Genomic DNA, 19,255 nt, shown 5'->3' on the forward strand with positions numbered 1-19,255 from the left:
AAGCCCGCCCCTGACGGGGATGCCGCAGCTTTTTTGCGTTATTTCGTCGTTAAGGGTCGAGCCGCCGTCGCTTTCCCGTTAAAATTCCGCTTTTGCACCTGCCCGTGAGTCTCGATGTCTGCGTCCACTCTCTCTTCAGATTGTTATGCCCTGCTCGGTGAGCTGCAGTTGCAGCGCACCGCCAGTACCCGCTATTTGCAAGAACAGCTGCCGTTCGGGCAGGCCCTGCTCGACAAGTTGAGTCAGTTGCAACTGCTGGGGTTGGTGCGGCTGCGTGGGGAACAACAGTGGAGTCTGACGGCAGAGGGAACCCTGGCGTTGATCCTGGCGGTGCGTCGCGGCGATTGTCCCATGCCCAACTGGGCACGGGTGCCGTCGGTCACCGGCCAGGAGATGGCACAGGCGCTGGTGCGTGAGCTCTGTCTGGGGGAGGCCGGGCAAGTGCCCGCTTACTATCTGGCGGCCGATCTGCTGAGCCTGCTCGATCTGCCCGATGCCCACCGCTTGCTGGCAGGCTCGAGCCCCCAGTGGCAGCGGCTGATGCTGCAGCACTTCGCCCTGCAAACGCTATTGGATGCCGAGCCCCATGGGCAGTGGCCGCTGGCCCAGGCGGCCGGCGAGTGTGCCGCCGAGCTGGCCAAGCTCAGCGACGGCTTTGCTGCCGAGTGGCAGTGGCTCTGTGGCGAGCTGAGCGGGAAAGCAAACACTCACTGGCCCGCCCTGCAACAACTGGCGGAGCAGGGGGGAGAGCAGCCCCTTGCCGAGCGCCTGTTGGCAGCGCTTGGGGCTTGGCAGACGCAGGAGGGGCAAGAGGATGGGCAGGGTAAGTGGCCACTGACTTTCAGTGCCTTGCTCTGGCTAGGCTGGTTGCAGCAGGCCGATCCCGTGCTCGCCAGCGAGCAGCGCAAGAAGTGGCAGCGCAGTCTGGCCAACCAGTTTCCTTTGCTGGCGGATCTGCTGGGGCAGTGGGCGGGTGATCGCCACGGTCAGGCGGTCGGGCTGTTCGATACCCTGCAATTGCCGCCGGAAGAGCTGCACTGGGGCTACCTCTGGCTCGATCTCTGCGCCCTTGCCCGGCATGGGGAGCAGAGCCCCCAGGTGGCCATCCTGCACAAATGGGATCTCTCCCACGTGCTGGATGCCGCGCCCCGCCACAGGTTGATGGCCTTCTGTCAGGATCTGCTGCGGCTGTTGTTGGGGCAGGGGGCGCAGCAGCAGCCGCTGCAGCAACTGCGCGCCGCCAGCGGCGAGCAGGAGGCCGACGAGCAGGACGGGGAGGACAAGACGCCTGCCTCTGCCAGCTGGCTCAACTGGCTGCAGGGGCTGGGACGCGCCAGCGGCGTGCGCAAGCCGCAGGAGCGACTGGTCTGGCTGCTGCATGCGGAAGGGCCCGAGCTCGAGTGCAAGATCCAGAAGCAGAGCACCAAGGGGGAGTGGACTGCCGGTCGCCGGGTCGATCCCACCCTGCTCTCCACCCAGTACGCCAACCTGCTCGACGAGGAGGACTGGGCGCTGGTTCGCACGCTGCCGCGTACGCTGGGGCGGTTGCCGCGCGAGGTGTGGGCACCGCTTGCCAACCATTCCCGCCTGTTCAATGCCAGAGGGCAGAAGCTGCAGCTGGCCATCACGGCACCCTTGCTGCAGATAGTGGCCACCGAGCAGGGCATGAGCGCCGTGCTGAGCCCGGCTGCCGCGGCGCGAGGGGCTCACATACTGCCGCTGGCGCAGGATCTGTGGCAGCTCATTCTCACCCCGCAGCCGCTGCTCGACCGGCTGCCTGCGCTGGAGGCCATTCCGCTGCTGCCGGCCGAGGGGCTGGCGGAACTGCAGCATACCCTGGACGCCATTGCGGGGCTGCCCTGGCACAGCCAGGTGGCGGGCCTGCACGGCAATGCCGAGCTGGCTCCCTGGCCCGGTGTGGCCTCGGTTCAGCTCGACTGGCAGGATGGCCAGCTGGCGGTCCGGCTGGTGACCCGGTTTGACGACTTGCCGCCGCAGCCCCTTGGCAAGGGCGAGGCCATCGTGCGCCAGGGGATCAAGGATTATCACTACTGGCAGCGGGATCTGGCGGCCGAGAAAGGCGAGGCCCAGCGGCTGCGCAATCAGTTGCCCATCGAGTTGCCTGGCAGCGAGTGGCGCCTCGAGGGAGAGCAGGCACTGGCGCTGGTCAATGCCCTGCCGGAGCTGGTGGATGCCGGCGTGGTCATTCACTGGCATCAGGACAGCGCGCGTCTGAAGAGCCTCGATGAAGCTGCCCTGAGCCTGCGGATCGAGCGGCGCCAGGATTGGTTCCAGGTGGAAGGGGCGCTCTCTCTCGATGAGCACCAGATCCTCGACCTGCGCCTCATCCTGCGCCAGCTGACCCCGGGCCAACGCACCGTTCAGCTGGACGAGAAGACCAGCCTGATGTTGAGCGACAAGCTGGTGGAGCGGCTCACCATGCTGGGCGCCATGCTCGACGAAGAGCAGCGCATCAATCACAAGCTGGCCTACCCGCTGACCCGCCTGCTCTCCGTCATCACCACCGAGGGGGATGCCGCCTGGCACTCCCTGCAACAGGAGTGGCAGCAGGAGGTGGAATGCCCGGCCGAGTTGATGGGGCCGCTGCGGGATTATCAGAAGGAGGGGGTACGCTGGCTGGCGACCCTGGCCCACCATGGCTTTGGCGCCTGTCTGGCCGACGACATGGGCCTTGGCAAGACGCTGCAGGCGCTCATCGTGCTGCGCATGCGCCAGCATCTGGGCCCGGCGCTGGTGGTGGTACCCAAGTCAGTGGTCACCAACTGGCAGGAGGAGGTCGCACGCTTCGCTCCCGAGCTGGAGGTGGTGGTGTTCGACAACCCGTCCGAGCGGGAAGGGATGATCCGCGAAGCCAAGGCGGGCCAGATCATCCTGCTCAACTACGGCATGCTCGGCAGTCTGGCGGAGGCGCTCAAAGCCCGTCGCTGGTCCTCCATGGTGCTGGATGAGGCGCAGCAGATCAAAAATGCCGGTACCCAGCGGGCCAAGCTGCTGTTCCAGCTGGACGGCGATTTTCGGCTCGCCCTCTCCGGCACGCCCATCGAGAACCACCTGGGGGAGCTGTGGAGCCTGTTCACCTTCATCAACCCCGGCCTGCTCGGCAGCCTCGGCGAGTTCAAGCGCCGCTTCGGCAAGGCGGTGAAGGATCCCCAGCACATGGCGCTGCTGCGTGCGGTGATCAGCCCCTTCATCCTGCGCCGGCTCAAGCAGCAGGTGCTGACCGAACTGCCGGACAAGACCGAGATCATTCATCACATCAGCCTCTCCCCCGAAGAGCGTCAGCTCTACGAGGCAACCCGGCGCGAAGTGGTGCAGCAGGTACAAAGTGCCGACGGCCGCGCCCTGATGCACGTGCTGAGCGGGCTGACCCGGCTGCGCCGGCTCTGCTGCTCGCCCCAGCTGGTGATGCCCGAGTGGTCCCAGGCCAGCAGCAAGCTGGACGAGGCGATGGCGCTGCTGGAGGAGGCCATCGGCAATGGTCATCGGGTGCTGGTGTTCAGCCAGTTCGTCGATCTGCTGAGCCTGTTGCGGGCCCGCATCGAGCAGCAGCAGTGGGACTACTGCTACCTGGACGGCGGCTGCTCGGCCAAGTCCCGGCAGGAGTCCATCCTGCGTTTTCGCCACGAGGCGGTGCCGCTGTTTCTGATCAGCCTCAAGGCGGGGGGCACAGGCCTCAACCTCACCCAGGCCGATACCGTGCTGCACCTGGATCCCTGGTGGAACCCGGCGGTGGAAGATCAGGCGAGCGATCGGGCCCACCGCATGGGGCAGACCCAGCCGGTGACCGTCTATCGCCTGGTGTGCGAACAGACGGTGGAGGAGAAGATCGTCGCCCTGCACGATGAGAAGCGGGCGCTGGCCGACGGCCTGCTGAGCGGCCAGTCGGAAGTGCGCGGGCTGGATGTGGAGAGCCTGCGAGCCCTGCTGATGAGCTGACCGCGATCAGCTGGCTCGGGCTACAGACAAGGGGAGCATCCAATGATGCTCCCCTTGTTGTTTGGTACGTGTTATTTGGCTCGTGCCGTTTGGCGCACGTGACGCCTGGGCGAGGCTGCACAACAGTTCGTGCCGGTTATCCCTGATAGAGGTAGAGATGCAACCGCTCTATGATGGGCTCGCCGCCAATCTTGCGATCCCGCCGGGCCTGGCGCAGCTTGGGCGGGTAGTGGCCAAGGTGGGTGACGGCGGGCTGGGTGTCCGAGCAGAGCAGCAGGGGCAGGCTCGCCTTGAGCTGCTGCTTGCGAGGCTCCCGGTCCTGCCAGAGCAGGTTGATCATCGGGTGGGTCTTGACCGGCCGGCGGATCCTGAGCTCTGCATCCGCAGGCAGGCGGCGGATGTCGTACACCTCTTGATCCACCATCTTGCTCCACTCCTCGTTGTTCGACAGCGCCGGGATATAGCGGCGGCTGCGCTCCAGCATCTCCAGCACCTGCTCCCGACTGAGCCGACTGATGCTCTGCTTGTCAGCCCAGGTGAAGCCGAGCGAGTGCAGCTCTCCCTCAAGCCAAGTGAGCTTGCGATAGACCTGCAGGGTAATGACTCCTGGCAGGGCCCTGTGCACCAACTCGAACTTCTCATCCCGCCCGCCCGCCTGCTGCACCAGCGCCTTGAAAGCGAGCTTGCACCCGTTGACCTCGTCGATCAGCGGTCGCAGCAGGGGGGCACTGGCGGCAGGAAAGCGCAGCCAGCCCGGCAGGCGGTGGGTGGCCTTGGTGGAGCAACCGGGGCGGGCGCTGTGATCCCGATAGGCGCTGAGGGTCGCGGCCAGTGCGGCCTCCTCGCCCAGATAGCCCACCTCGATCTGCTCGATGGGCTCATGCTCCTGTCCTTGCGGTACGGCGGGCAGGGGATAGACGTGGGCCTCCAGCAACTCAAGCTGTTCCAGCTGCGTGGCCAGGCTGTCCAGCGCCTGTTCAAGTCGCTCCATCTGCTGGCGCAAGGCGGCTGTGGGGGTAAATGTCTCCATCGGCATGTCCTGTATTTGCCCCTGTCAGCCCTGGTGAATGGGCTGATCGTAGGGCAGTGAAAGCACTGTATAAATAACCATATCAGCCTGCGGCATGGGTGCCAAGTGCCTGCGTTCCAGGGGGTTGGAGAGGGACAAAAGATCGGAGTCATTTGAGGGTAAAATCTTTGTATCTAGCTGTTAATAAAGGATCAATAAAAGATCGCTTGGTTAACAACTGAATGTAAAGGCCAGGTTGCCCGCCTTGCTTGTGCCCACAGTGAATGCATAGCCAGTAGAGGAAACTGCATAGTTAGAAGGGATCCATGCAGGAGAATATGCTGCAGGGTATTCTGTACAGACGAAAAGATGATTAAGTTGTTATTAATCAATGCGTTATATTCATGCTCATGACGACATCAACCATTAGTTTTAATAATGTCTGCTATCAAAATTCGTCAATTGAGTCGGCTACCCCCCCTGACTAAGCTTTGCGCAACAAATTCGCACCCCGCGCAGACATTGTAAAGAGGAGCCACATCATGGCCAACATGACTTATACCGAAGCCGGTTACCAGCATTCCAGCCAACTGAATCTGGCTGCTCGCGTCAAAATGACCGTACTGACCTGGCTGGAACGCAGCCGCAGCCGTCGCCAGCTCTCCGAGCTGCCCGAGTACCTGCTCAAGGACATTGGTCTGAACGAAGCCGATCGTTATCAAGAGACCACCAAGCCGTTCTGGCGTGGTTGATCTGCCGGGCAAGGATGCCTCGTTTTACTGCTGACTCACTGTTGCCAGCCAGCGTCGCCATGGCGTGACAGACAGCCCCGTTTGCCTGGGCCCGTTCTCTTCGTTGTACCCGTTCCCCTCTCTCACGGCCTGTAGCCGACCCCTTTTGTTCCCTCGTGATGTTCCTCCCTCCCACACTTGTAACATTACTGTTTGAATTTGTTTAAAAATTGATTTTAAGCCCGAGGGCCTTGCGTATAATCCGGCCAAGCGTTCCTGACAAAAGGGTGAGATGGATGATTCCCCAGCATGACTTTTTGGCCCTGACTCGCCGCCACGAGTGGCAGCTTGAGCCGTTCTCATTTGATCTGCCGGATGGTGCTCGCGCGAGTGTGTGGGATACGGGGGTGCTCTGCCTGGAGCCTGCCAGCGGTGCCGGCGACCTGCCGGGCGGGCGCAAGGATATCGTGCTCTCCTGCGGCATCCACGGCAACGAGACGGCCCCCATCGAGATCTGCAACCAGCTGCTGAGCCGTCTGCTCAGTGGCGAGCTCAGGGCTTGTCACCGGGTGCTGTTTCTGTTCGGCAACCCGGCGGCCATGAACCTGGGCGTGCGCGAAGTGGAGGAGAACATGAACCGGCTCTTCTCCGGCGCCCACAGCAAGGGGGAGGGGCTGTGCAACCAGGAGCGGATCCGCGCCATGCGCCTCGAGCAGTATGTGAGCCGCTTCTTCGCCGACCCGGCCAGACCGCGCTACCACTACGACCTGCACACTGCCATTCGCGGCTCGCGTCACGAGAAATTTGCCGTCTATCCCTTCCCCCACGAGCGGCCCCATTGCAAGGAGCAGGTGCAGTTTCTCGGCGCCTGCGGCGTGCGCACCATTCTGCTCTCCAGCGGCCCCACCACCACCTTCAGCTATTACAGCTCCCACCGCCACGGTGCTCACGCCTTTACGGTGGAGCTGGGCAAGGTGCGCCCGTTTGGCGAGAACGACATGACCCGTTTCATCGAAACCCGGCAGGCGCTGCAGGATCTGGTGACCCGGGACGAGGTGGTGCTGGAGCCCTGGCGGGCGGATGACTTCACCATCTTTGCCATCGATCGGGTGATCAACAAGCGCTCGGAGCAGTTTCGTTTCCTGTTTGCCAGCGATGTGGACAATTTCACCGAATTTCCCCAGGGTTTCGTGCTGGCCGAGGATGGCGAGCTGCGCTACACGGTAGAGAAACCGCGGGAGGCGGTGGTGTTCCCCAACGCCAACGTGGCGATCGGCCAGCGTACCGTGTTGCTGGTGGTGCCGACCCGGCTGTGGGAGTAACCCGGCGCCACTTTTGATGGCAATGGCAGGCTGCCACCGGCATTGCCGGGCGTGCAGCCCTTTTCGGGAGCCTTGAGCGATCCCGCCCCCATCCTGACAGGGAGCCCGATGCAGCTCCCTGTTTCGTTTTCTCTCAGCCGAAAAATCCAGCTTCTTTCTGAAATTAAAGAAGTTTCTACTGGTCCTACCTGGCTAAATCTCATTGCCCTTTGGTTAACAATCTATTTACATTCAAAGGGTCACCTCATGGTGGTGACGTTGACAACGGCAAGGAGCCAGTTATGACCCATGTCGACATCCCTTTCCTTCGTTACCTCGATGAGGAAGGGCGCCCGGTCGCCACACTACCGACCTGGCTGGACAAGGCGATACTGCACACCTTCTACTGCAACATGGTGATGGTGCGCAGCTATGACAAGAAAGCGATCGCGCTGCAGCGAACCGGCAAGCTTGGTACGTTTCCCTCCCACCTGGGCGCCGAGGCGGTCGGGATAGGGGTCGGGCTCGCCATGCAGCCGCAGGATGTCTATGTGCCCTACTACCGGGACATGCCCACCCTCTATGTTCGGGGCGTGCCCATGGAGAAAAACCTGCAGTACTGGGGCGGAGACGAGCGTGGCAGCGTCTTTTACAAGGCGGATGGCGAACTCTCCGAGGACCTGCCCATCTGCGTGCCCATCGCCACCCAGATCACCCATGCCGCCGGCATCGCCGCGGCCTTCAAACTGCGCAATCAGCCCAGGGTCGCCGTGGTGACCATCGGCGATGGCGGCACCTCCAAGGGCGACTTCCTGGAGGGGCTCAACTGTGCCGGTGTCTGGCACCTGCCCATGGTGATGATCATCAACAACAACCAGTGGGCCATCTCGGTGCCACGCAAGCTGCAGTCGAGCGCTCCCACCCTGGCCCAGAAAGGGATAGGGGCCGGTGTGCGCAGCATTCAGGTGGACGGCAACGACGTGGTCGCCGTCTATGAGGCCACCCGCAGCGCCGTCGAGCGCGCCCGCAGCGGCAAGGGACCGACCCTGATCGAGGCGGTCAGCTATCGGCTGGGGGATCACACCACGGCCGACGATGCGACCCGTTATCGGGAAGCGGCCGAGGTGGAAGCCGCCTGGGCCAAGGAGCCAGTCAAGCGGCTGCGCCAGTTCATGTTTGCACAGGGCTGGTGGGACGAGCAGCAGGAGCAGGCATTGCTGGCCGAGGCGGCCCGCGAGGTCGAGCGCGCCGTGGCCGTGTATGAAAACACGGCGGCGCAGGCCCCGGAAACCCTGCTTGACTATCAGTTTGCCGAGTTGCCGAAGGATTACCGCACGCAGCGCCAGCGCATCATCGCCAAGGGCATGCAGCAGCACAGCGGGGAGGAAGCATGAGTGATATGACGTTGCTCGAGGCCGTCAATCTGGCGTTGCATCACGAGATGGAGCGGGACCCGGACGTGGTGGTACTCGGCGAGGATGTGGGGGTCAACGGCGGGGTGTTTCGCGCCACCGTGGGCCTGCGCGACAAGTTCGGCTTCAAGCGGGTGATCGATACCCCGCTGGCCGAGGGGCTGATCGCCGGGGTAGCGGTCGGGATGGCCACCCAGGGGCTCAAGCCGGTGGCTGAATTCCAGTTTCAGGGCTTCATCTTCCCGGGTATGGAGCAGATCATCTGCCAGGCGGCGCGGATGCGCAACCGCACCCGGGGCCGCATCACCTGCCCCATCGTTTACCGCTCCCCCTACGGCGCCGGCATTCACTCCCCCGAACACCACAGCGAGAGCGTGGAAGCCCTGTTCGCCCACATTCCCGGGCTGCGGGTGGTGATCCCCTCCAGCCCGAAACGGGCCTATGGTCTGCTGTTGTCGGCCATTCGCGACCCGGATCCCGTGATGTTCTTCGAGCCAGACCGCATCTATCGCTCGATGAAATCCGACGTGGTGGATGACGGCATCGGGTTGCCGCTGGATGTCTGCTTTACCCTGCGTCCCGGCCGCGACCTCACGGTCGTCGCCTGGGGAGCCTGCATCCAGGAGGTGATGCGGGCCGCGACCCTGCTGGCGGAGCAGGACATTCAGTGCGAAGTGCTGGATCTCGCCACCATCAAGCCGCTGGACATGGAGAGCATCCTGGCATCGGTACGCAAGACCGGTCGCCTGCTGGTGGTACACGAGGCGTGCGGCAGTTTCGGGGTCGGCGCCGAGATCGTGGCGCGGGTCACCGAGGAGGCGCTGACTTCCCTCAAGGCACCGCCCAGACGGCTCACCGGGGTGGACGCCGCCGTCCCCTATTACCGCAACGAAGAGTATTACCTCATCACCGAGCAGGACATTGCCGATGCGGCTCATCAGCTGATGGAGAACCAGTGGCTATGAAATTTTTCAAATTACCGGATCTGGGTGAAGGCTTGGCCGAAGCCGAGATCGTCGAATGGAAGGTCAGCGCCGGCGACACCGTGAGCGTCGATCAGGTGTTGTTGTCAGTAGAGACGGCCAAGGCGCTGGTGGATGTACCTTCGCCAGTGGCGGGGGTCATCGCCAGGTTGTGTGGTGCCGAGGGGGACATCCTTCACATCGGCGCTCCGCTGGTGGAGTTTGAAGGCGGTGAGGATGACGGCACCGTTGTGGGCAAGGTCAATGCCCATCAGCAGCACATCGAGGATCACTTCGTAGTAGGGGCCATCGCTCCCGGCGGTGCCTTGGTGCAGGCCATGCCGGCTGTACGCCTGCTGGCCCAGAAACTGGGGCTGGATATCGAGCGGCTCAAGGGGAGCGGCAGTGCCGGCATGGTGACCGAACAGGATGTGCAGCAAGCATTCGAGGCCCAGCAGAGCAGTGGCAACGAGTTCCTCAAGGGCTCGCGCCGGGCCATGGCCAAGGCGATGGAGCTGTCCCACAAAACGGTAGTGCCGGTCAGCATCACCGATGAGGTGGACTTGCGTCACTGGCGCCCCGATGAAGACGTCACGGTGCGCCTTATCAAGGCCATCGGTGTGGCTTGTCGGGCGGAACCCTCCATGAATGCCTGGTTTGACGGTGACACCCTGTCAAGACGGCTGTTCAGAGAGGTCAACGTGGCCATTGCGGTGGATTCCAAACATGGGCTCTACGTGCCGGTAATGGAAAACGTGGCCGAACGGGAAGGGGCCGATCTACGGCAGGGACTGGATCGAATGATTGCCGACGTGAAGGCGCGCGCGGTGCCGCGCGAGATGTTGCAGGGGGCGACCATCACCCTCACCAACTTCGGCGCCATCGCGGGGCGCTATGCCAGCCCGATCGTGACGCCGCCTCAGGTGGCCATCATAGGGGCGGGCAAATTGTTTGAGAAAGTCGTGTTCATCCACGGGGAGGCACGCCCGGTCAGAGCACTGCCGTTGTCGATGACATTCGACCACAGAGCCTGCACCGGCGGTGAGGCGGCACGCTTCCTCAAGGCCCTGGTACAGGCGCTGGAAGCCCCCTCATTGTGACATTTGTGCCCTGCCGTGGCAGGGCACAAATTGTTTGCGTAATCCCCAAAGCCACGTATAATCTAAACCAGCTTGAAAGGGCGATAGTTATGTCAATGAATATGATGTTTTACATCTTTTCCTGTTGTTCATAAGTTAATCCCGTTTTTTGAGCTTTATCCGCTGAAAAGCATAAGTAATTATTTTGAATACAGGTTTAAAGATATGTCTAACATGATCACCGGTACCGTTAAGTTTTTCAACGAAACCAAAGGTTTTGGCTTCATCCAGCAAGAAAACGGCCCGGACGTTTTCGTTCACTTCAGCGCTATCAGCGGTAACGGCTTCCGTACCCTGGCTGAAGGTCAGCGCGTACAGTTCTCTGTGACTCAAGGTCAGAAAGGCCCGCAGGCTGAGAACGTAACTGCTCTGTAATTCTTACAGAATTTAAGAAAGCCGTGGTGCCTCTGGTTCCGCGGCTTTTTGTTTATGGACGCTTCACTCCCATCTGTGGGGAGTGAATGGTGCTACTTCCTACTCTCTCGTTGCCTCCACCATGCTGCCATCTCTTCTGCTTGCCGCCACGCTGATCACTTCTGCCGATGTACAGGGGCGGGATGCTGTCGAGGCCGAGGCAAAAGCCGTATGCCAGCAGTTTGTCGAGGTGCGCGTGGACGGCGGCTCCCTGCCCGACGAGATCAAGGCTCAACCATTGCCAAAACGGGTGGGGGAGTGGATGGTCGATGGCAAAGTAAAAGGACCCGAAGGTCCTTTGCTGTTTGCCTGTTTGCTGCGTCAGGGGAAACGCTGGGAGCTGCTCAACTTTTCGCTGTGGGCTCCCAAAGCAATCAAAGCGGTTTGAGTGCGACCAGCAGGTGCTGCAGGTGCTCGACCATGGTCATGCCGAATGGCGTCAGATAGCCACCATCTTCCGCGCTGATGAGCCCCTGCTGATGCAGGCGTGATGCTGCCTGGCAGAGTTCGTCGGACATGTCGCTGCGCAACTTGATCCCCAGGCTCATGTTGGCCGGATCAAAACATGCCAGTATTTTCAAATCGTTTACAAACTCGTTAGAAACCTGGTCGATCCCGATCATGAATGCACTCCTTACGCTAAAGATGTATGCAAACTAGCATTCCCGGATCCACTTTAGTGGGCGCTGGCTCAAACTATTGGGCTTTCTCCTTTCCATGCGTGCTCAAACGCTGCTTTTTTGGCCGTCCTGCCAGTGCTTGCAGGAGGCGTAGTTGAGTCCGCCCCTGCCATGCCAAACATGATAGGATAGGTGCCTCCTTTGTCTTTCTGGCCGAACGCTGTGTATCGGCCTCCGGTTCAAGGCGTATTCCATGGTCAAGATCACACTGGTATCACTGCTGCACACTCTGGGGACGCGTTTCCCCGTCTATCCCGCCTCCCTGTTGTTGCCCCTGCTCGAGCAGCATCAGGGCGATGTCTGGCTGCCAGCCTGCAAGGGAGCGGATGTCGCTGCCCTGCGTCAGCATGGCAAGGGGGCCGCCGCCCGGACCCTGGCCCCGCTGACGGCGGCCTGGTGTGATTTTGCCACCGGTGAAGAGGGGGCGACGCCCGAGCTGGATGCGCTGGCCAATTACGACAGCGAAATGATGGACAATTTGCTGATGTACTGGCACAGCCCGGCCAAGATCAACAGCCCGATCACCGACAACCTGTTCGAGTTGCGCCGCGAGGTGGTGGATGAGGCCCATGGCGGCAAGCTGGCCGCCGCCTGGCAAGCGCAACAACAGGCCCGTTTCGAGCAGATCATGGCCGCTGCCCTGGCCGGACGGGAGCCGCTCTGCTTCGTCGAGGTGGAGTCCGCCTACTGGCTGCGCCAGCGTTTCAGCGAGATGGCGGAGATCACCCTGGTGACCCCCGAGCTGGGATGAGATCGCGAAAAATCGGTGACCGATCTCTCATACTGGACAAGGCGCCGGCAAGATGTGAACATGGCGCCCTTTATTGCACAAGAGACTTGACCGATGAGCTATGAACTGAGCGACACCGAGCGCAATGCAGCGCTGCAACTGAACGCGGACTACCGCTTTGATCACTTCATCAGCAAGCTGGTCGAGCACGAAGAGCTGTTCGTTCTGACCGACGAGCACGGCGTCATGATGCTGACCACCGACGATGAAGACTGCATCCCGGTATGGCCGCATCCGGAATACGCCAAGGCGTGGGCCGAAGGGGAGTGGGCCGACTGCAAGCCGCAGTCCATCACCCTCAAGGTGTGGCTGGAGCGCTGGATCGACGGCATGGAGCAGGATGAGTTGTGCGTTGCCGTGTTCCCGACCCCGGATCAGGAAGGTATCGTGCTGGAGCCGGCCGACGTGGCCGACGCTATCGCCCAGAAGCAGGCCAAGCGCGGTTAATCGCTGCTGCTTCCAGCTGGCAACCCCGGTAGCAAAAAAGACCCCGCCACTGTGCGGGGTCTTTTTGTTGGTGGCCTAGGCCAACCTTGGCAAAGAGGCAGGCTGCGCAGGCCCCTATTTCTGCTGATAGGTGGTATCAATCCGGGTGACGGCCGGAAAGGTCTGATCCGCCTCGATGGCGGCCTGGGTCTGCGTCTTGGCCTCTTCATCAATCCAGAACAGGCCACCGTAGCTGTAGCCGCTGTTGCTGCCGTCCAGCGGCCAGTAGAGCACCTCGCTCTTGGGCGTCGCCGGCAGCTTGGGCAGTTTTATCCAGCGCCAGGCCCCTTCCCGGGTGTAGGGCACCTGGTAGGCGGGCACGAAGCTGGCCAGCTCATAGAGCCTCTGCTGGATCTGGCGCGACAGCGCCGTTTTTTTGGCGAAGTCGAACTCCTTGTCGTACTGCTCCACCAGGGCCGTGATGGCGTCATCATCGATGTTCATGATGTTGTTGGTCTGCGGCTTGTTGGCGTTGATCTTGTGGAAGAACTCCCAATAGGCGGGATAACGGCTGCCTGACCAGGCCATCCAGGCGCTCTGGTGCTTTTTCTCCAGCATCGACTTGAAGCCGGCCGAGGCATCCATCAGGTTGAGCTCGAGGTTGAGCCCCGCCTTCTTGGCCTCTTCGCGCAGCAGGGTGAGGCGCTGGGCGTGCTCCGCCGTGGTGTAGGTGATGGTCAGAGTCAGCGGCTGGCCCTGGCTGTTTTGCAGGGTACCGTCGGGACCGGGCTTGGTGAAGCCGGCCTTGGCGAAGTAGTGGCGCGCCAGCTCGGGATCAAACGGGCGGGCCTTGAGCTCCGTATTGGTGAATTCCCCCTGGCCGGAGCCATAGCTGTTGAGGCGCTGGTAATCTCCCCGTAGCAGGGTGGTGAGCATCTTGTCGAGATTGAGGGCGTGCTGGATGCCGAGCCGCACATCGAGATTGCGCAGCAGCGGATCGGCGGTGTTGAGATAGAGCCCCGTTGGGGGCTGGGGTGTCTGGTTGTAGAACCAGAGGCGTTCGATATAGCCCTTGGCGAACTCCGGCGTTTTGCTCTTGTCGTGCCACCAGTTGGGCATCACCAGCGGGAAGGTATCGAGCTCGCCGCGCAGGAAGTGCTGCCAGGCGATGTTCTGATCCCTGAGCACCTTGAGCTCGATCCGATCCGGGTTGAAGCGGTGCTGGAAGTAGCGCTCGTCATTGCCCCACCAATCCTTGACCCGCTCGAAGGTGACCGACTTGCCCTTCTTCACCTCGCCAAGCTGATAGGGGCCGGTCACCGGCAGCAGCTTCCAGTTGTACGCCTTGACCCAGTCGGCGGTGATCTTGATGGCGTGGCTGGGGGCCGGGCTGAAGGGCAGGGATTCCAGCAGATCCTGGCGACTCTTGGCACTGCCGCTGGAGATGGCCAGGGTGTGGTCATCAAACTTGGTCACTTCGCTTATCTGGGTGCTGTAGTAGTTGTTGTACCAGGGGTCGTTGATCTCTTTGCTGCGCAGCAGCTTGAGGGTGAACAGCCAGTCATCGGCGGTGACCGGTTGACCGTCCGACCAGCGTGCCTTGGGATTGATGCGCAGATAGAGGGTCTTGTGGTCAGCTCCGAAGGCCCATTCGTTGGCCAGCATCGGCATGGGATTGCCGGTGACGGGATGGGTGCTCAAGAGCGGCAGGTTGGTCTCCCGCATATAGCCGGCGAAGCCGCCGTTGGAGTCCGGGCCGTAGACCCGCAGGGTCAGCGGAAAACTGGTCATGAAGCCGCGAAAGGTACCGCCCCGCTTGGCGGCCGGATCCGCGAAAGCCGGATCCGCGTTGTTGCTCTCCCAGGTCAGATCGGCTGGCAGGGTGGCGCTCCAGCCGTAGTGGCTCAGGCAGAGGGTCAGGGCAATGGCGCTGGTGCGCAGAAGGCGCGGGATGATGCGGGGGCTGGCGGTGAAGGTCGATGGCATGTCCTTGCTCTCCTGATGGCTGCGTCCTGCAGGCCACTGGTGGGTGGCTCCAGCCCCGATGGGGGCTGGCTCATCATGGAAAGTTTCCCCGCCCTGGTCAATGGCGGCGGGCAAATAAGGATCAGGCTGCAGCCTGCGGCTTGAACCAGCGCAGCCGGCCGCCCAGCAGATGCACCACGAATCCCAGCAGCACCAGGGCCGAGCCCAGCCACTGCAAGGGGGTGGGGTGCTCATCCAGCAGCAGGGCCGCTGCCACCATGCCGACGCAGGGCACCAGCAGGGAGAGAGGGGCCACCTGCGCCACCGGGTAGCGCATCAGCAGCCGTCCCCACAGGCCGTAGCCGAGCCAGGTGGCGACAAAGGAGAGATAGAGCACGCACAGGAACCCCTGCCAGCTGATGTTGAGCAGGCTGCTGGCCATCAGCTCGGGCCCCTCGAACAACCAGGAGAGCGCGAAGAAGGGGAGGATGGGCACCAGTCCACCCCAGGCGATAAGGCTCGGCAGCGTGGTCTGGTAGCGCAGCCCGATCTGGCGATTGATGACGTTGCCAAGCCCCCAGCAGGCGGCCGCGCAGAGGGTCAGCACGAAGCCGAGCAGAGTGAGATTGCCTTCGCCATGGGTGGCGATGAGATAGAGGCCGGCCCCCGCCAGCGGCAGGGCCACCCAGTGGTGGGGTTGCCAGCGCTCACCCAGCCAGATCATGGCGAACAGCAGGGTGAACACCACCTGGGATTGCAGCACCAGCGAGGCCATGCCCGCCGGCATGCCAAACTTCATGGCGCAAAACAGAAAGGAGAACTGCCCCAGACTGATGGCTCCGCCATAGGCCAGCAGCCAGCGCCACGGCATGGCGGGTCTGGGGACCAGCAAGATGGCGGGAAAGACCACCCCGACGAAGCGCAGCGCCCCCAGCAGCAGCGGGGGAATCCCCTCCAGCCCCCACTTGATGGCGACGAAGTTGAGCCCCCAGCAGAGGATGACCAGAGCAGCCAGAAATTTGTCCTTGGTGTGCATGCAGCGTCCTTCGGTCTGTGGCCTCTGGCAGGAGAGGCCAAAAGAGGACGAGCATACCCCAGCCTCGGTGGGCGCCGTCAAGCCGCCAGGCGGGGGAGCAACCTGGCAACGGGGGGCAAGGTGCGATTCAGGCGGCGACGCAGTGCACTGTGATGCCGCGTGCGGCCAGGGTGGCCCGCATGGGGGCGGGCAGGGCGTCGTCGGTGACCAGCACGCCGATCTGGCCTGGCGTGCCGAGCGGGCTCGGGTGGATGGCGCCGAACTTGCTGCTGTCGGTGATGACCACATTAGTCACCCCCTTGGCCAGCACGCTGTTGACCACGTCGGCCCGCATCATGTCGCGGCCGGTGAAGCCCATCTCGGGATGAAAACCGTCTACCCCGATGAAGGCCTTTGAGAAGTGTACCTGCTCGATGCACAGCCGGGTCAGTGGCCCCACCACGCTCTCGCTCTGATGCTGGAACAGGCCGCCGAGCAGCACTACCTGAGCCTGGGTGTCGCGCAGCAGGTGGGCGATGTAGCTGCTGATGGTGATGATGGTGACCCGCTTGTGCAGGGCCAGATGACGGGCCAGCAGGGCGTTGGCGCTGCCTCCTTCGATAAAGACCGTCTCGCCATCCTCTACCAGCTGGGCGGCTCGCTCGGCGAGGCGCTCCTTGAGCAGGTAATTGATGTTCATCCGGGCGTCGGGATCGTCGCTCTCCAGCGCCATGGCCGAGCCGTGCACCCGCTTGAGCAGCCCCTGTTTTTCGAGCGCGGTCAGGTCGTTGCGCACCGTCACCTCCGATACCCCGGTACGTTGGGAGAGCTCGCTCACGCTCATCTTGCGGGCCTGATGGACCAGGGTGAGGATCAGTTGGTGGCGTGGGTTCATGGGGCCTCGCTGGCTGGCAGTGGATAGCGGCAAGCCACCGCGCGGGTGGCTTGCCGGTCATAAAGGGGCACAGCTGCCCCTGGTGGGGCCCGTCAGAGACTGTGCTCGGTGCGGGCGATGATATCATCTTGCGCATCGGGGGATAAGGCGGTGAAGAAGGCCGAATAGCCCGCCACCCGCACCACCAGATCCCGATACTGGTCGGGATGGGCCTTGGCGGCCAGCAGGGTTTCCCGCGAGACGATGTTGTACTGCACGTGCCACCCCTTGTGCACCTCGAAGAAGGTGCGCAGCAGGCTCATCAGCTTGGTCTTGTCCCGCTCGTTTTCAAGGCTGGCCGGGCTCAGCTTCTGGTTGAGCAGCACGCCGCCGAGGATGGCCGCCGTGGGCAGCTTGCCGAGCGAGTTGAACACAGCCGTGGGGCCGAGGCGATCCGAGCCTGACGCTGGGCTGGCCCCTTCCGCCAGCGGGGTGCGGGCGTGGCGGCCATCCGGGGTGGCCATGGTGGCCGCCCCAAACGGCACGTTGGCCGAGATGGAGGAGGTGCCCGCATAGTAGGTGCCGCCGATGGGGCCACGGCCGAAGCGGGTGTTGTGCAGCCCCTTGAGCTCGTCGATGTAGCTCTGGTAGGCCTGCACCAGCAGCAGGTCGACCTCGTCCAGATCGTTGCCGTATTTGGGGGCCGCGTGGGTGAGGCGCTGGCGCAGCTGTTCGCCCTCGAGCCCGGCAAAATCCTGCTCGAGCGCTTCGGCCAGCTCGCGCTGATCCACCACGCCCTGCTCGAACACCAGTTTCTTCAGCGCCGCCAGGCTGTTGCCCAGGTTGGCGATCCCCACCTGCAGGCCGGAGACCCAGTCATAGACGGCGCCCCCCTGCTTGATGGTCTTGCCGCGTTCGATGCAGTCATCCACCAGGGCGCTGCAGAGGATGTCGTGGGCCTGGGCCTCCAGCACGCTGTCGACCACGCAGTCGATCTCGATGGATTTGCGGGTGAAGTAGCGCACCTGCTCATCCCAGCGGGCCATCACCTCGTCGAAGTGGCCGAACGAGCCTTGCCGCAGTGACTGGGGCTGGGGCAGGAAGACCTTGCCGGTGGTGGCGTCACGGCCGCCATCCAGCGCCGCCAGCAGGATGCGGGCGAAGTTGATGAAGCTCATGCCGGTGCAGCGATAGCCCCACTTGCCGGGCACCGCGGTTTCGATGCAGCCGATGGCGGCGTAGTGGTGGGCATCCTCCTCGCTCACCCCGAGCTTGATGAACTCGGGGATCACCACCTCGTCGTTGTTGAAGGCGGGCATGCCGAAGCCGCAGCGGATCACCTGGATGCAGGCGTCGAGGAAATCCTCGCTCATTCGTGCGTGGTAGCGCACCGAGAGGTTGGGCTGGGTCGAGCGCAGCTGGCCGCAGGACTCCAGAATCGCGTAGGAGAGGCCGTTGACCGCGTCATGGGCCTTGCCATCCCGCCAGTTCTGGCCGCCGATGGTGACGTTTTGATAGAGCGGGCTGCCGGCGGAGGCCTTGGAGTGGGTGCCGGAGCGGATCTTGTTTACCTCCAGCAACTTGAGCCAGCACCCTTGCAGCAGCTCGATGGCGCGTGTGCGCGGCAGGGATTCCGACAGCTCTACTTCGCGGCGATACCAGGGATAGAGGTATTGGTCCATCCGGCCAAACGACACCGAGTGGCCGTTGGACTCGATCTGCAGGATGAGCTGAATGAAGTAGCAGAGCTGCAGCGCCTGCCAGAAGGTCTCGGGGGGCCGGTGGGCGATGTGAGCGCAGTTGAGGGCTATGGTCTCAAGCTCGCAGCGGCGCTCTGGGCGCGGCTCCTGCTGCGCCAGTTCGCGGGCCAGTGCGGCGTAACGCTCGATGTGCTGGCTGACGGCATCGAAGGTGATGGCGACGGCCTGCAGGAACTGCTCGCGCTGCAGATCGGCCCAGTCCGCCAGATCGAGCCGGCCGCGCCGCTCGGCCACCTTGGCCTTGAGGCCGTCGAGGCCGAGGGCAAGCAGTTGCTCGTAATTGACCGCGAGGTGGGCATCCCCCGAGGTCATGTTGCCCTCGGCCTTGATGATGCCGCTCTCCAGCAGCCCCTTCTGCTCGTCGGTAAAGAGGCCGTAGCAGCGATCCTGCACCGTCTGGCCACGCCAGAAGGGGGTGAGGGCGTGAATGGCCAGCTTGTCTGCCTCGCTCACCGCAAAGCCGGCGCCGGGGCGGTCGGCCAGCTCGTCGATCTCCTTCTCGATCCAGCCCACCGTGTATTCGGGAAAGAGCGGCGCCGCCCGCACCTGACTCGCCTGGTTGCCGACGATGAGCTCGTCGTGCTTGATCCAGATGGTGCGCTCCTTGAGGTGGTGGGCCAGCGCCAGGGCGCGGCGCACCGGCAGCGGCCGGGCCAGATGGGCCTGATAGGCTTGCGTGTAGTGGCGGGCGCGCTCGGTGCAGACCGGCGGTTGGACGATGTGGATCAGGCTCTCCTTGTGGGCACGGATCCGCGGGGGCAGGGTAGTGAGGTCGAGCTGGGTCATGGTCTTATCCTCTGGTCATAGGACGGTGAGTTGA

16 protein-coding genes are annotated in these 19,255 nt (G+C 62.9%); 10 read left to right on the forward strand and 6 right to left on the reverse strand.

Annotated features, from left to right (window positions below; genetic code table 11):
• The first annotated feature begins 114 nt into the window (after positions 1–114).
• Positions 115–3,957: a DEAD/DEAH box helicase gene (locus PG899_RS06185; RefSeq protein ID WP_024944809.1), complete on the forward strand. Its 3,843-nt coding sequence runs from the start codon at positions 115–117 to the stop codon at positions 3,955–3,957.
• Positions 3,958–4,093: 136 nt separating this feature from the next.
• Here the strand turns inward: PG899_RS06185 and PG899_RS06190 are convergent, their stop codons facing one another.
• Positions 4,094–4,987, reverse strand: a complete 894-nt coding sequence (locus PG899_RS06190) for a DNA replication terminus site-binding protein (protein WP_024944810.1) — start codon at positions 4,985–4,987, stop codon at positions 4,094–4,096.
• Positions 4,988–5,508: 521 nt separating this feature from the next.
• Here PG899_RS06190 and PG899_RS06195 point away from each other — a divergent pair.
• The 7 genes from PG899_RS06195 to PG899_RS06225 all read left to right on the forward strand — a co-directional run bounded on the left by PG899_RS06195 (position 5,509) and on the right by PG899_RS06225 (position 11,313).
• Positions 5,509–5,718 (forward strand): DUF1127 domain-containing protein, encoded by a 210-nt coding sequence (locus PG899_RS06195; protein ID WP_011706670.1) that lies wholly within the window; start codon positions 5,509–5,511, stop codon positions 5,716–5,718.
• Positions 5,719–5,993: 275 nt separating this feature from the next.
• Positions 5,994–7,019 carry a succinylglutamate desuccinylase gene (gene astE, locus PG899_RS06200; RefSeq protein WP_024944811.1) on the forward strand — a complete coding sequence of 342 codons (1,026 nt, stop codon included), beginning with the start codon at positions 5,994–5,996 and terminating at the stop codon, positions 7,017–7,019.
• A gap of 281 nt (positions 7,020–7,300) precedes the next feature.
• Positions 7,301–8,392, forward strand: coding sequence for a pyruvate dehydrogenase (acetyl-transferring) E1 component subunit alpha (gene pdhA, locus PG899_RS06205; protein ID WP_024944812.1), 1,092 nt, complete (start codon positions 7,301–7,303; stop codon positions 8,390–8,392).
• Positions 8,389–9,375, forward strand: coding sequence for an alpha-ketoacid dehydrogenase subunit beta (locus PG899_RS06210; RefSeq protein WP_024944813.1), 987 nt, complete (start codon positions 8,389–8,391; stop codon positions 9,373–9,375). Before pdhA ends, PG899_RS06210 begins: the two co-directional genes overlap by 4 nt.
• The gene (locus tag PG899_RS06215) at positions 9,372–10,472 is read left to right on the forward strand and encodes a dihydrolipoamide acetyltransferase family protein (RefSeq protein ID WP_024944814.1); all 1,101 of its coding nucleotides are present in this window, start codon (positions 9,372–9,374) and stop codon (positions 10,470–10,472) included. The genes PG899_RS06210 and PG899_RS06215 overlap by 4 nt, the downstream gene beginning before the upstream one ends.
• A gap of 204 nt (positions 10,473–10,676) precedes the next feature.
• Positions 10,677–10,886 (forward strand): cold-shock protein, encoded by a 210-nt coding sequence (locus PG899_RS06220; protein WP_005331438.1) that lies wholly within the window; start codon positions 10,677–10,679, stop codon positions 10,884–10,886.
• A 121-nt stretch (positions 10,887–11,007) separates the two neighbouring features.
• Entirely contained in the window at positions 11,008–11,313 is a 306-nt protein-coding gene (locus tag PG899_RS06225) for a hypothetical protein (RefSeq protein ID WP_024944815.1), read from the forward strand.
• On the opposite strand, the gene PG899_RS06230 is transcribed toward PG899_RS06225, so the two are convergent.
• Positions 11,300–11,548 (reverse strand): TIGR02647 family protein, encoded by a 249-nt coding sequence (locus PG899_RS06230; RefSeq protein ID WP_011706664.1) that lies wholly within the window; start codon positions 11,546–11,548, stop codon positions 11,300–11,302. The two genes, PG899_RS06225 and PG899_RS06230, sit on opposite strands and share 14 nt — an antisense overlap.
• 250 nt (positions 11,549–11,798) lie before the next feature.
• Here PG899_RS06230 and PG899_RS06235 point away from each other — a divergent pair, with 250 nt between their 5' ends.
• Positions 11,799–12,356: a hypothetical protein gene (locus tag PG899_RS06235; RefSeq protein WP_024944816.1), complete on the forward strand. Its 558-nt coding sequence runs from the start codon at positions 11,799–11,801 to the stop codon at positions 12,354–12,356.
• A 93-nt stretch (positions 12,357–12,449) separates the two neighbouring features.
• Positions 12,450–12,842, forward strand: a complete 393-nt coding sequence (locus PG899_RS06240; protein ID WP_005302792.1) for a DUF2750 domain-containing protein — start codon at positions 12,450–12,452, stop codon at positions 12,840–12,842.
• Positions 12,843–12,956: 114 nt separating this feature from the next.
• Here the strand turns inward: PG899_RS06240 and PG899_RS06245 are convergent, their stop codons facing one another.
• From PG899_RS06245 to PG899_RS06260, 4 genes are all read right to left on the reverse strand, one after another.
• Positions 12,957–14,807, reverse strand: a complete 1,851-nt coding sequence (locus PG899_RS06245; RefSeq protein ID WP_077095372.1) for an extracellular solute-binding protein — start codon at positions 14,805–14,807, stop codon at positions 12,957–12,959.
• A 121-nt stretch (positions 14,808–14,928) separates the two neighbouring features.
• Entirely contained in the window at positions 14,929–15,822 is an 894-nt protein-coding gene (locus PG899_RS06250) for an EamA family transporter (RefSeq protein ID WP_024944818.1), read from the reverse strand.
• Between the two features lie 127 nt (positions 15,823–15,949).
• Positions 15,950–16,696 carry a DeoR/GlpR family DNA-binding transcription regulator gene (locus PG899_RS06255; protein ID WP_011706659.1) on the reverse strand — a complete coding sequence of 249 codons (747 nt, stop codon included), beginning with the start codon at positions 16,694–16,696 and terminating at the stop codon, positions 15,950–15,952.
• Between the two features lie 92 nt (positions 16,697–16,788).
• Positions 16,789–19,221 carry a formate C-acetyltransferase/glycerol dehydratase family glycyl radical enzyme gene (locus tag PG899_RS06260; RefSeq protein ID WP_024944819.1) on the reverse strand — a complete coding sequence of 811 codons (2,433 nt, stop codon included), beginning with the start codon at positions 19,219–19,221 and terminating at the stop codon, positions 16,789–16,791.
• Between the last annotated feature and the right edge of the window lie 34 nt (positions 19,222–19,255).

The sequence above is a fragment of the Aeromonas sp. QDB39 genome (assembly GCF_027707585.1).
GTDB classification, from domain to species: domain Bacteria; phylum Pseudomonadota; class Gammaproteobacteria; order Enterobacterales; family Aeromonadaceae; genus Aeromonas; species Aeromonas hydrophila.